This is a genomic window from Pseudomonas sp. Os17 (assembly GCF_001547895.1).
Taxonomy (GTDB): Bacteria; Pseudomonadota; Gammaproteobacteria; order Pseudomonadales; family Pseudomonadaceae; genus Aquipseudomonas.
Genome location: NZ_AP014627.1, coordinates 2,329,395 through 2,342,835 on the forward strand (window position 1 = coordinate 2,329,395; position 13,441 = coordinate 2,342,835).

A 13,441-nucleotide genomic window follows, 5' to 3' on the forward strand; every position below is an offset into this window, starting at 1 on the left:
ACTCCGCTGTAGAAAAAAGTGATCAGGCACAAACGAGGGGGCTGAACAGGGGCTGCAAGGACAGTGCGCTGCGGGCCTCGTCGAGGGTTGCGCGCACCGCTTCGTCGCCGAACACCAAGCCCTGCAGATAAGTGAACTGCAGGTCGAACAGGCCAAGGGTGTTCAGCACCTGGCGCAGGTAAGGCGTGAGAAAGTCCGGTTGGCGTGCCCGCGGGCCCTGGTGAAAGCCGCCGGAACTCACCAGCACATGCACGGGGCGGTCCTTGAGCAGGCCGACCTTGCCCTCCGGGCCGGAGCTGAAGGTGCGGTGAATGCGCAGCACGTAGTCGATCCACAGCTTGAGCGCCGCCGGCAGGGTGAAGTTGTGCATGGGTGTGGCAATCAGCAGCACATCGCAGCGCTCCAACTCACGAATCAGCCCTTCGGACACCTCGAACAACGGCGCGTCGAAAGGCGTGGCGGTGGTCAGGGCGTGGGCGTAGTCCAGGCCCAGCGGTGGCAACGGCTGCGCCCCCAGATCGCGCTCGACCAGTTCGAGCTGCGGATAGCGTTGGCGCAGGGAGCTCAGCAGCTCCAGTGCCAGCCGGTGCCCCTGGGAAACCTGGCCATGGGGGCTGGCGTTGATCAACAGGACAGTGTTCATGCCGGCTCCCCACCGCGAAGCCGCTGGGTGAAGTGCATGCCGCGGGCCAGCAACCCCTGGCGGAAATAGAAGCGCTGGGCCAGGGGCATATGCAGGCCGGTATCCAGCACGAAGTGATCGCATTGACGCTGCACGGCCTCATCCCGCACCGCACTCAACAGCCGCGCTCCCAGGCCGCTGCGCTGCAGCTCCGGGCTCACCACCAGGTCATCGACGTAGATGAAGCGCCCGTAGAGCAGGTTTTCCAGCTCGCGGTAACCGGCCAGGCCGACGATGCGCTCGGCGTCCCACGCGGCGAGCAAGCGGTAGCCCTGTTCGGTTTGCCGGGCCACTTGGGCGACATAGGCCGCCGGGTGGGTGAGGTGCGGGCGCAAGACACGCATCACGTCGAAACTGGCCGCCAGGGCCGCCTCGCTATCGAGGTGTTGAAGGGTGTAGGGCATGTCCGTCATCCGCTGCAAAGAGATGACCCACTGTAGAAGGCCGATGGCTTAAGCTACAGGGCCAAAAAATGCATAAATGACTAGGCCATGATCCTTCCTTTCGAATTGGACCGCAGCCAGACGGCGCCGATCTATCGCCAGCTGTACCAGCGGTTTCGCGAGTCCATCGCCGATGGCCGCCTGCGTCCGGGGGACCGCGTGCCGGCGGTTCGCGCCTTGGCCGCGGAGCTCAACCTGGCGCGGGGCACCGTGGAAGCCGCCTATCAACTGCTGATAGGCGAGGGTTACCTGATTGCTCGCGGGGCCGCCGGGACCATTGTCACCCCGCAACTGGCGCCGATTTGTGCGCCCGTGCAGCGCGCCCCGGTGGCAGCAACGACCCACCAAGCCACCCATGCCGGCATGTCGCCCCTGGCACTGCAAATGGGCCTGCCAGCGCTGGACGCCTTTCCGCGCAAACTCTGGACCCGCCTGGCGGGCCGGCAACTGCGCCAGGCGGGCGTCGAAGGTCTGGTCTACCCGGACGCGCGCGGCTACGCCCCGTTGCGGGCGGCCATTGCCTCCTACCTGGGGATTTCCCGGGGCATCACCTGCCACCCGGAGCAGATTTTCGTCTGCGCCGGCTACCGCGCCTGCCTCGACCTGATCAGCCACACCCTGATGCGCCCAGGCGCCACCTGCTGGCTGGAGGAGCCCGGCTACTTCATGGCCAGGAACGCACTGCTGGAAGCCGGCGCGCAGTTGGTGCCGGTGCCCGTGGACGATCAGGGCCTGGACGTCGCCCAAGGCATCGCCCGCGCCCCAGAGGCCGGCTTTGCCGTGGTCACCCCGACCCACCAGAGCCCGCTGGGGGTGTCGCTGTCCCTGCCACGGCGCCTGGCCCTGCTGGACTGGGCCAACCGCCAAGGCAGCTGGATCATCGAGGACGACTACGACAGCGAATACCGCTACCAGGGCAAGCCCTTGCCGGCCCTCAAGAGCCTCGACCAGCAGGGCCGCGTGCTCTACACCGGCACCTTCAGCAAAGTGCTGTTTCCAGGGCTGCGCCTGGCCTACCTGGTGGTGCCCGCCGAACAGACCCCAGCGTTCGCCCGCCAGGCGGATCGTTTGCACAACCACTGCCCGCACCTGCTGCAAGCGACGGTCGCGGCCTTTCTCAGCGAGGGGCACTTTGCCCGGCACCTGAACAAAATGCGTGGCTTGTATGCGCGTCGGCGGCAATGGCTGGTGGAGGCGTTGCACCAGCAGGTGGGTGGGCGTTTGCAGATAGACCCGCAGGCGGGGGGCATGCATGTGGTGGCTGGACTGGGGGAGGGGGACGATGTGCAGATTGCCCGGCGGGCTCGGGAGGTGGGGATTGCGGTGGAGCCGCTGTCGCAGTGGTATCTGGGGGACGGGAGTAGGCAGGGGTTGGTGATGGGGTTTACCAATGTGGGCAGTGCGGAGCAGGCGGAGAGTGTGGCGGAGCGGTTGGGGCGGGTTGTTGGGTGAGAAGCGGGCTGTTGGCCGTTTTGCCTTGACGGCCACTCACTGTCGACGAGCGCAAAAGTGATAGCGCTTGTACCAAGATTGAAATAAATCAATACGTTTAATTGACGTCATTAAAACGCCAACCTAAGATCGCCGCCGTTTAATGGCACAAGGCCATGTAGAGGGATCTAGAAATGTGGCGTTTGGTACGTCGGACCAGGCTCAGCCTGCTGTCCGCTTTTTTTTGCCTGGGCACCGTCGGGATGGCCGAGTCCGCGCCCCTGCAGAATGCTCCAGGCGTCACCGACCTGATCCGGGACCGCCAGGATCGCTTGCTCGAAGAGCAACAACGTCGCCTTGAAGAACTCAAGGACCTGCCCGGAAAAGTCGTAGCGCCTAGCCAGCAGGCGGCGCCCACCGACACTCGTTGCTTCACCATCAAAACCGTCGACCTCAGTGGTGCCGATGCCTTGTCCGAGCGCGAGCGCAGCAACTTGCTCAAGCCTTACATCGGCCAATGCCTCGGTGTGCCCCAGCTCAATGAATTGCTCAAGGTCATCACCGACCAATACATGACCAAAGGGTTGGTCACCAGCCGTGCGTACTTGCCACAGCAAGACCTTTCCAGCGGCAACTTGAAGGTGCAGGTGGTCGAGGGTCGATTGGAGGGAATGAAGGGCGCAGAAAACAGTGGTGTCACCGACCGCCAGCTGTTTATGAGCTTCCCTGGCAAAACGGGCGATCTGCTCAATCTGCGGGAAGTTGAGCAGATGGTTGATCAACTGAACCGCTTGCCTTCCAACCAGGCGCAGATGGAATTGGCACCGGGCAAAGCCGTTGGCGGCAGCGAAGTGCTGGTCAAAAATACCCCACAAAAGCCCTGGCGCGTTGGCCTGTCGCGCCACAACGGTGGCCAGCGCAGCACGGGAGAGCAGCAGTGGGGTGCCAGTCTGGATTGGGATAACCCTCTCGGCCTGGCTGATCAACTCTCGCTGCGGGGCGGCCACGATGCGCTAAGCGATCACAAAAAAAACTCGAGCAACTCGATGCTCAACTACAGCCTGCCGTTCGGCTGGTGGAACCTCAATTACACCTACAGCGAAACCGAATATCGCTCCTTGGCCCAGGCCAGCGGTTTCAATTTCAAGCAATCGGGCGACAGCCAAAATCATCAGTTGCGCCTGGAGCGCGTGATCCATCGCGATGCCCTGAGCAAAACATCCCTCAGCACCGGCGTGGCGTACCTGCGCACCAACAACTTCATCGAGGACAGCAAGCTCGCGTTGAGCAGCAACCGTCTCAGCGAAGCCCAGTTCGGCATTAACCATGGCCGCCGCATTGGAGGCTCATTCCTCAACATCGACTTGGGCATGCAGGACGGCATCGGTGCGTTCGACGCCCAGGCCAATCACAACCCACGCCCCGGCCAGGCCGATGCGCGCTATCGCAAATACACCGCGACCCTGAGCTACCTGTACCCGTTCAAGCTGTGGGGCGAGTCGTTCAGTTTCAGCAGTCTGATGACCGGCCAGCGCAGCGAAGATGTTCTGTTCAGCCCTCAGCGCATGAGCCTGGGTGGGCAGTCGTCGATTCGCGGCTACAAGGATCAAAGCCTGGCTGGTGACAGCGGCGGTTACTGGCGCAATGACCTGCGCTGGAGCCGCCCGGTGACCTGGGACTGGATGCAGCCGGTGTTCAGCGAGTACGGCACCAGCCTGGGGTATGACCAGGGCGTGATCCGCCGCGATCGCTATAACGCCGAACAGCACGGGCGCATGACCAGCAACTCGGTGGAGCTGTTTGCACGTGGCCAGAACGTCGCCGCTACCGTGACCTTTGCCCACTCTTTGGAACGACCGGCGCCGATCACTGAGCGTGAAGCGCCGATCTATTTCCGCCTGGATTTCTTTCTCTAAATTTTTACCGCCCTTGGGCATCGAGACATGACATGGACGTTCAACAGCTCGCCTTCCTTGCGCGCCAACCTTCTGCATCCCTGAAAAGCCGCTCCCACTTCATGGGCTTGCCCAAACGCGGGTTGGCGTTTGTTTTGGCGAACGTCATGTTCTGGCAACCGTTGCTGGTGCAGGCGGAGGGGATTGTGGTCAGCGCGCCGGGCACCAGCCTGGATCAGGCGGCGAATGGCGTGCCTATCGTCAACATCAGCGCACCCAATGGCAGCGGGCTGTCGCATAACCAGTTCAGCGATTACAACGTCGGCCAACAGGGAGTGATCCTCAACAACGCCACCAGCCGCACTCAGTCCACGCAGTTGGGCGGGATCATCCTCGGCAACCAGAATCTCAACGGTACGGCTGCCAGGGTGATCCTCAACGAGGTCAACGGCGGTAGCCCCAGCCAACTGCGCGGTTTTACCGAAGTGGCGGGGCAGTCGGCCCATGTGATCGTGGCCAACCCGTATGGCATTACCTGCAACGGCTGCGGCTTTATCAACACCCCGCAAGCGACGTTGACCACCGGCAAGCCTGTGCTCGAAAACGGCCAGCTTCAGCGGTATCAGGTGGATCAGGGCAGCGTTGTTATTGAAGGGGGCAGGCTCAATACCAACAACATCGACCGCTTCGAAATCATTACCCGCTCAGCCAAGCTCAATGCCGAAATTCAGGCCAAGAACCTGACAATCATTGCCGGCGCCAATGATGTTGATGCCAAGACCCTGAAGGCTACTGCGCGTGCCACCGACCCGGCGACGGCTCCTCAACTGGCCATCGACTCCTCGGCTCTGGGCGGCATGTACGCCGGGGCGATCAAGCTAGTCAGCAGTGAAGCCGGTGTCGGCGTAAAGCTTGACGGCAACATGCTCGCCAGTGGTGGCGATATGCAGTTGGATGCCAATGGTCACTTGAGCCTGGCGCAGGCCACGGCGGCGCAAGCGGTTGTCATCAATGCCAAAAGCCTGGACGCCCAGGGCGCGATCTATGCCGGTACCCGTGTCGAAGCCACCACCCAAGGCACACAGACCAACCGTCATTCCATCGCCGCTCAGGACAGCGTCAAGCTGACCAGCGACGGTCAGCTCAACAACCTTGGCTTGATCGAGGCCGGTGTCACCCCGCAAAGCACCCGCAACCAGAGCGGTGATGTGACCCTCACCGCCAAGAGCATCGACAACCGTGGCCAGAGCGTCATCGCCAGTCGCGACCTCAAGGCAACCGTCAGCGAGACCCTCGACAACCGCGCCGGCACGCTGTCGGCGAACACCGGGATGAACCTCAACGCCCAGGACATCGACAATCGCAGCGGCACCCTGACCAGTCAGGGCACGCTCAACACTACTCTCGGTGGTCGGCTCAATAACCGCGACAACGGTACCCTCGCCAGCGCCGGTGAGCAGACCTTGAAAGCAGCCGCGGTGCAGAACACCAACGGGGTCATCAGCAGCCAGGATACCCTTGCCCTGGACGTGGTCAGCCTCGACAACAGCAGCGGTAAGATCACCACTAAAAGCGCGCTGACCCTGACGGGCACCACCGTCGAAAACGCTAAGGGTCAGATCACCAGTCAGGGTGACATCCGCGCCACCGCCAGAGTCTTCAACCAGCAAGGCGGCAAACTGATCAGCCAAGGCCAGCTCAGTCTGACCGCTGACACGATCGACAACAGCCTTGACGGATACATTGCCTCCGTCAATGCCATGGGCCTCACTGCCCATCAGCAACTGATCAACACCGGCAAAGGCATCATCAGCACCCAGCAGGGCCTGACCATCAACGGCGGTGCGGTGGACAACACCACGGGCAGCCTGCTCAGCCAGAGCGGCATCACCGCGACCTTGGGCGCAGGGCTGAATAACCAAGATGGCAGCGTCATCACCCAGACCGAAAACCTCACCATCGAAGCCCACAACGTTGATAACCGTGGCGGTGTATTGGCCAGTGTTGCGGGCAAGCTCAAGGCCACTTCGGCGACCGTGCTGGATAACGGGAAATCGCTCACCGCAGCTGACGAAGCGGGGCTGATCCAGGCCCATTCGATCAACCTGGGCGCGCAACAATCGCTACTGAACAATGGCGGCCAGATTGCTGCCCTGAGCGGCGATACCCAGATCACCAGCACGATCCTCGACAACCAGAACGGTGCATTGCTGGCCAAGCAAGCCCTGAACGTAAGCGCTACCCATCTCAACAACAGCCAAGGCCGAGCTGCCGCAGATGCCATCGATTTCGGCCTGACCGGCGAACTGAACAACCAATCTGGCCTGGTCGAAGGCGCCAGCGCTTTGCTGATTGACGCCGCGTCCATCAACAACCAGAACGGCAAATTGCGCTCCCTCGGTCAACAAGGCACCGCCAGCGTAGCCAGTGCGCAGTTGCTGGATAATCAGCGCGGCATGATCGAAGCCGCCAACCATGACGTGTCCCTGCGCATGGCCAGCTTCAAGAACACCGACGGCAATGTCCGTCACGTCGGCACAGGCACTTTTGCGGTCGATCTGGCGAAGTTCAGCAATATCGGCGGAAGTGTCGCCACTGCCGGCACGCTGACCGTCGACGCCGCCACCTGGGACAACAGCACGGATGTTCAGGCTGATGTGCTGAATGTCACCGTAGGCCAGCTCAACCAGGCAGCCACCGGCAAACTTGCCGCCAGCCAACGCTTCACCGGCAAGGGCGACAGCTGGACCAATGCCGGACGCATCACCAGCGGCGGAGCGTTCTCCCTGACCGCCGCCAATGTCACCAACACCGGCACCCTCGGCGGCGCCGGCAAGGTTGATCTGAACGCCGAGGCGGTGCGCAACGATCACGGTCTGATCTTCAGCGGCACCGACATGGCGCTGCGCTTCAAGAACCTGACCAACTACTACGCCGACATCTACAGCCTCGGCGGCCTGAGCATGATGGCCCGCGACGGCGTGGCCCGCAGTGCGTTACTGGAAAACATCTCCAGCCATATCGAAGCCGCCAACGATGTGCTGGTGCGCAGCGACAGCGTAATCAACCGCAAGGACGTGTTCAGCACTGTCGACCAACTGGTGTCGGGCAGCCTGAGTGTGAGGTGCTACGACTGCAGCGGTGACCACCACAACGTCGATTACATTGCCAACGAAGTCTCCAAAAGTGTAGTGGCGACAGATTCGGCCAGCTCATCTATCCAAAGTGGGGCCAAGCTGACCGTCGATGGATCCAGCGTGCTGAATAAATACAGCACCATGGCCTCGGGCGCGGATCTGCTGATCACCGCCGACAACTTCGCCAACATCGGCGCTACCACCGGTACCAGCACACGCACACGCACCTGGAACACCGGCCGCGTTACCGACGGTACGGATGAGCGCTTCCGCGCCAACTGGATCTACCCCTACAACGCTCAGCCCAACCCCAAGGTATTGCCGGTGGGCGCGCTCAACTCTTTCAACCTGGTGGGCGACACCACCACCGTGACCCCGGGCGATCCCATTGCCTCGGTGATCCAGGCGGGCGGCAATATCAGCATCCAGGCGACCCAGCAGCTGGAAAACAGCAGCATCGTGCAGTTCACGCCGCCTACGCCCGTCGCGGACAAGGGCGGCGCCACGACCGTGACCAAGCCCGCCGTGGTGGTGCTGAACCCGCAACTGCCACCGGACCTGGCACAGCAACAAGTCAACCCGACCAGCATGCCGGGCTTCGCCCTGCCGAGCGGTACGAACGGGTTGTTTCACGTGGTCGACAGCGCCGCTGTTGCCAAAAACAGCCAGGACCTGAGCCAAGCCAACATCCAGGGCTCGGACGCCAGCCGGGTGTTCGTCGGCCCCAAATACCTGGTCGAAACCAACTCTGCCTTCACCGATCTCAAGCAGTTCATGAGCTCGGACTACCTGCTGGGCAAGCTGGGCTACGACCCTGAAACCAGCTGGAAGCGCCTGGGCGATGGCCTCTATGAACAACGCCTGATTCAACAAGCCGTCACCGCGCGCACAGGTCAGCGCTTTATCGCCGGCCAGACCACCGACGAAGGCATGTTCAAGTACCTGATGAACAACGCCATCGCCACCAAGGACCAGCTCAACCTCTCCGTTGGCGTGACCTTGACCTCGCAGCAAGTCGCCGCACTGACCCATGACATCGTCTGGATGGAAGACCAGGTGATCAATGGCCAGCACGTGCTGGTCCCCGTGCTGTACATGGCCCAGGCGAACAACCGCCTGACGGCGGATGGGGCGTTGATTCAGGGCAAGGACGTCACCTTGATTGCCGGTGCGGATTTGAAGAACTCCGGCACGTTGCGCGCCAGCGAAAACCTTTCGGCAGCAGCGGGGAACAACCTCGTCAATACGCGGCTCGCGCAGGCCGGTGAAAAGCTGAAGCTGGTGGCGGGCAAGGACCTGGTGAACATGCAAGGCGGCATCCTCAAGGGTAAGGATGTTGACCTGAGCACCTTGACTGGGGATATCCGCAATGACCGGACCATCACCACGATTGAAAACAGTGGGAAGGGCTTCAGCTCCAAGACGGCAGTCGTCGATAGCGCCGCGCGGGTTGAGGCCGAGAACAACCTGACGATGCATGCAGCGCGGGACTTGCTGAATGTCGGCGGGGCCATTACCGCAGGCAAGAACGCTGAGCTGAGCGCGGGTAACGACGTGGTGATTGCGGCGGCTCGCGAGGAAACCGGCTCGACGCGCCAGGACAAACGGCATTTCTGGGCGCAGAGCCAGACGGTGCAGCATGCCAGTGAGATCAAGGTCGGTGGGAATCTTGATGTTGTGGCGACGAACGATTTGACGATGGTTGCCAGCCATGTCAAGGCAGGCGGCGACGTCAATTTATCGGGCAAGGATGTGAGCCTCCTTGCGGCTGCCAACGAAGAATCAAGTGAGTACCGCTATAAGCGCAGCGGCAAGAAGATCAAGCAGGAAGAAGACCATGTTCGCCAGCAGGGCACGACGATTGAGGCCGGTGGTGATGTAAAGGTTGCGGCGCTGCAAGACCTGACGATGGTCGCCAGCAAAATCAACGCCGGTAACGAGGCCTATCTGGTGGCCGGTAAGCAGTTGAATTTGATGGCTGAACTCAACCGCGACTACTCCCTCTACGACATGAGCAAAAAAGGCAGTTGGGGGAGCAACGCGGCGAAACGCGATGAAGTGACGCAGCACACTAACGTCGGCAGTGAAATCAAGACGGGCGGCGATCTCACGCTCAAGAGCGGCGGGGACCAGCGTTACCAAGTGGCAACCCTGGACAGCGGTAAGGACCTGACGCTGGACAGCGGTGGCCGCATCGTGTTCGAGGGCGTGAAGGACTTCCACGACGAGAGCCATACCAAGAGCAAGGGCGATTTGGCTTGGTACAAGATGAAGGGCGAAGGGAAAACCGATGAGACCCTGCGGCAAAGCGCCCTGATTGCTCAAGGCAAGCTGGTGATCAAAGCTGCCGAAGGCATTCGTATCGATATCAAGCAGGTCGATCAACAGAGCGTTAGCCAAACCATCGATGCGATGGTGCAAGCGGACCCCAACCTGGCTTGGATGAAGCAGGCGGAGGCCCGTGGTGATATCGATTGGCGCCAAGTCAAAGAAATTCACGACAGCTTCAAGTACGAGTCTTCTGGCCTCGGCGCTGGCGCCAAGATTGCCATCGCTATTCTGATGTCTTTCATCCTCGGCCCCGCTGGTTTGGGGTTGAGCGGGTCAAACCTGGCAGTTGCTGCCAGCCTGAGCACGACCGCGGTCACTAGCACCATTGATAACAAGGGCAACCTTGGTCTGGCGGTGAAAGATACGTTCAGTACGGGGAGTCTGAAGAACGCTGCGATTGCGGGATTCACTGCTGGCTTTCTTGATTACGCCGACGACAAATGGTTCACGGCAGCCGATGGCGCGGGCTCGGCCACACAGGGTATTCAACCCACGGATGGTGCTGCGGTAGGTGCGGCGAACTCCTCCAAAGATATCTTCCGTTGGAGTAATGCGTCTGATGCGGCGACTCGTACCGTTGGGCGAGCGCTTATCTCGAGCGGAGTGTCCTCGGCCATTGGGGGAGGCAGTTTCGGCAGCAACTTCAGTGCAGCCTTGATGGGCGAGGCCGGCCAAATGGCCATGGCCTCCGGCTTCAACTGGATTGGTGACAACGCCATTCATTTTCCAGATGCAAGCGTCCAAAAAGTGGTTGCTCACGCGATCATGGGTGGCTTGTTGGCTGAGCTGACGGGCAGTGACTTCAAGACAGGCGCAGCGGCAGCAGGGCTCAATGAAGTCATGGTGAGCTCGATGGGCGACCTGGGCCGGGATAACAAAGAGCTGAGGCTGGTTCTATCGCAACTTACCGGCTTGGTAGCGGCTGCGGCAGTCGACGGCGATTTGGACAAAGGCGTTGCCATCGCCAAAGGCGCCACTCAGTACAACCATGACCTGCATGAACCTGCGGCGAAACAGATGGCCCAGCAAGCGCTGGACCAATGTCGCGAAAACCCACTGCTATGCGACATGGGCATTGATTTCAGCAAGTTGACGGTCGACGACATCGTTTTTGCCATGCGTGTAGAGGGGGAGCATGGAAAGGGGATAGAGAACGCCAAGCCTGAAGCAATCGCTTTTGTTGACGGCTTTATGTTCAGCAGAGCTCCTCACATAGTTGGCGATTTGTACACTGAGACGGAGTCTGAGCGGTATAGGCTTGGTGTTGAGGCTAAGGCGAGCTTGGTACTGGCGGTCATCAATCTTGGCAATGGGATTCGTAGCTTTGGTAACTACCTGCAAGGATTGGTGAGGGCGACGCCAACAGGTGTACCTGTCGCCAAGGCTGTGGATGAGCTTGCGGCAAAAGGAACTGGTGGTGCGGGGCAAGCCGCCAAGAATCCTAATTCGACCAGTGCGATGACGGATGCCGAGGCGGGAATGCCCTATAGTCATCCGGTGAAGCCAGCTGCAAAAGAGACCGCGAAGAATCTAGTCTCAGGGGAAACTAAGGTTGTAGGTATTGATAAGCCAGCGGCTAACGATGCTAATTTTACGTTGGCATTACCTTCAGGAAAGAAAGGCTCTGTAGTTAGGGGGGCTTTAGAGGAACACGAGTTTAAACAGGCATCTGATATCGTTTCCTTTAGAGGAGGTCAATTTAAGGGGGCTGATACACCTAGTTTTGCGGGCATTGATGGCTGGCTTGATGGTGTTCCTGTTCAACTTAAGACAATCAAAGGGACTAGTATAAATTCGGTTAGAAGAAATATTCTTAGTGGCGCTGAAGACATGGCTAAAGCTGGGTATAAGGGGGATTTGTATATTGATGCAGCTAGTACAGGAGTGTCCATGGAGAAAATGTTAAGTCACTTTAAGTCGGGGTCCCCAGTCTCAAATGTTGTTGGTGAAGGGACGGTGAGTAATATTTATATAAAAACTCAGGATGGCTGGATGAATATATCCTCTGGTCGAGTTTCTCAATATAAAGGGTGGGAGTGATGTCATCTGGTTTATTTGTTCCGATCAAAGAAGTCCCAAACTTTCAAAGCCTCCTAAGAGAGCTGCTTACCTTCCTTTCTGGTTTTTTTTTAGAGGCAGGTCAATTAAGGGTCGGTGTGAGTCTCGGCGGTGGGGGGGAATTGATTGATAGTTTTGTCTTTGTGCATGATCAAGAACAGGAGCCTCTTTGTTGGATTGGTTTTATGAGGCTTCCTGAAGATTCGAGAGAGGTTTCAGAGGTGGATTTACCTATTGTTGCTGAAGTTACAAGGAGCTCCAAAGAAAATATGTTGTTTTCGGTGGCAGTTGCTTGTGCGATAGGGAAGGCTTTCGGAGGGCGAGTGATATATGATGATGCTCATGTGTATTTTGATTGCAAGAAAGACGTTTATACTCTCTTGGAGAGTGAGGAGTATCTTTCTGTTAGATTGTGAAAGTGTTTGCTGAGTTTGGTGGAATGTGTTTTTTGAGCTGGGCGGATACTGTGCTTTTAGTTAGATATCAAGGTTGAAATGGAGCTGCTTTGTACCGCCCCTTTCTGTTTGTGCGAATTTTCAACAGGCTGCGTTTTGCTAGGATTCTTAGGTTTCAGAGGTTTTGGTAGATATTGCTGAATGAGAAATACTGGCTTTTGATGGTGAGGCTTAAAAGTCAAAGGGTGCAGTGTTCGTATCTATAAGGATGGGTTTCATATCAATCAGTTAGATCGGTAAGTGGATTGCGTTGTTGTTGGGTTGTAGGGGGTGTTATCGGGTTTATTAGTCAGTGTGCAGGGAAGGTTTGTGTTCTGTTAATTGAGTATGAAAAATGGAGAAGTTCGAACTGTCCAAAATAGAATATCCCGCGATGAGAGAGGAACTGATCTCTTACTTGGAGGGGTTGTCCAGTGTTGATTATCAATACAACGCTTGGGTATCTAGAGCGAACCCTGATATAGGTTATGATGAGTTTAATTATGCTGTTCATTTTTTATACGATGACACTGATTTGGCAAACGATCCTCGCTCTTGGATTGGAATTGTGCTGAGAGGGGAAAGCGAAGTTGCAGCGATTTCTGATGTTGTTAACAGTATTGACAGGGTTTTTGATAAGTATGGGACTTGTCTTACAGATGCGGAGTACTTGACGAAGCTTGAATGGGTTGATGTTGTTGAGTCATCAAAAAGAGCTTTAATAATATTTTCTCAGATGTTGTCGTTCTGATTTTGTCTGGTACTTGAAATTGAAGAACCCCAGTTTGCGGCGTGGTTCTTAATTTACCCTAGTACGATCACTGACCTATTCTTGCCGACCTTGATTCTGATCTTTCGAGTGACCTAAAAACCTGTCTGCTTCAGCCAGCGGCTGGCTATCACCGGTCTATACCTACTTTTCGTACAAAACCTAAGTAGTAGCGACGGTCAAGTTTTTCCCGCTGTAGAGCCCGGCAAATGGCTGAAGGATTATAATGATGGTTTTTTGAATGGGAAGAAGCTATCGGTG

Annotated in this window: 7 protein-coding genes; 5 read left to right on the forward strand and 2 right to left on the reverse strand. The window is 58.3% G+C overall.

Translation table 11 applies throughout. The features are described from left to right. Window positions 1–22: 22 nt before the first annotated feature. On the reverse strand, window positions 23–643 hold the full coding sequence (locus tag POS17_RS10595; RefSeq protein ID WP_060838491.1) for an FMN-dependent NADH-azoreductase: 621 nt from the start codon (window positions 641–643) through the stop codon (window positions 23–25). Continuing rightward, a complete protein-coding gene (locus tag POS17_RS10600) occupies window positions 640–1,086 on the reverse strand; it encodes a GNAT family N-acetyltransferase (RefSeq protein WP_060838492.1) in 447 nt (148 codons plus the stop codon). The genes POS17_RS10595 and POS17_RS10600 overlap by 4 nt, the downstream gene beginning before the upstream one ends. Before the next feature lie 87 nt (window positions 1,087–1,173). Here POS17_RS10600 and pdxR point away from each other — a divergent pair, with 87 nt between their 5' ends. The 5 genes from pdxR (at window position 1,174) to POS17_RS10620 (ending at window position 13,162) form a co-directional block, all read left to right on the forward strand. After that, entirely contained in the window at window positions 1,174–2,577 is a 1,404-nt protein-coding gene (gene pdxR / locus POS17_RS10605; protein ID WP_060838493.1) for a MocR-like pyridoxine biosynthesis transcription factor PdxR, read from the forward strand. A 173-nt stretch (window positions 2,578–2,750) separates the two neighbouring features. Further along, window positions 2,751–4,472: a ShlB/FhaC/HecB family hemolysin secretion/activation protein gene (locus POS17_RS10610; protein ID WP_060838494.1), complete on the forward strand. Its 1,722-nt coding sequence runs from the start codon at window positions 2,751–2,753 to the stop codon at window positions 4,470–4,472. 32 nt (window positions 4,473–4,504) lie between these two features. Next, window positions 4,505–11,959, forward strand: coding sequence for a two-partner secretion domain-containing protein (locus tag POS17_RS10615; RefSeq protein ID WP_060838495.1), 7,455 nt, complete (start codon window positions 4,505–4,507; stop codon window positions 11,957–11,959). Next, window positions 11,959–12,393 (forward strand): hypothetical protein, encoded by a 435-nt coding sequence (locus POS17_RS32040; RefSeq protein ID WP_159426419.1) that lies wholly within the window; start codon window positions 11,959–11,961, stop codon window positions 12,391–12,393. The genes POS17_RS10615 and POS17_RS32040 overlap by 1 nt, the downstream gene beginning before the upstream one ends. A 373-nt stretch (window positions 12,394–12,766) precedes the next feature. After that, on the forward strand, window positions 12,767–13,162 hold the full coding sequence (locus POS17_RS10620; RefSeq protein ID WP_060838496.1) for an SCO4402 family protein: 396 nt from the start codon (window positions 12,767–12,769) through the stop codon (window positions 13,160–13,162). The last annotated feature ends 279 nt before the right edge of the window (window positions 13,163–13,441 follow it).

Excerpts from the sequence above, each read along its gene's own strand:
- POS17_RS10615 (WP_060838495.1), top strand. The coding sequence starts at position 4,505 with ATGGACGTTCAACAGCTCGCCTTCCTTGCGCGCCAACCTTCTGCATCC.
- POS17_RS10610 (WP_060838494.1), top strand. The coding sequence starts at position 2,751 with ATGTGGCGTTTGGTACGTCGGACCAGGCTCAGCCTGCTGTCCGCTTTT.
- POS17_RS10600 (WP_060838492.1), bottom strand. The coding sequence starts at position 1,086 with ATGCCCTACACCCTTCAACACCTCGATAGCGAGGCGGCCCTGGCGGCC.
- POS17_RS10595 (WP_060838491.1), bottom strand. The coding sequence starts at position 643 with ATGAACACTGTCCTGTTGATCAACGCCAGCCCCCATGGCCAGGTTTCC.
- POS17_RS10620 (WP_060838496.1), top strand. The coding sequence starts at position 12,767 with ATGGAGAAGTTCGAACTGTCCAAAATAGAATATCCCGCGATGAGAGAG.
- pdxR (WP_060838493.1), top strand. The coding sequence starts at position 1,174 with ATGATCCTTCCTTTCGAATTGGACCGCAGCCAGACGGCGCCGATCTAT.
- POS17_RS32040 (WP_159426419.1), top strand. The coding sequence starts at position 11,959 with ATGTCATCTGGTTTATTTGTTCCGATCAAAGAAGTCCCAAACTTTCAA.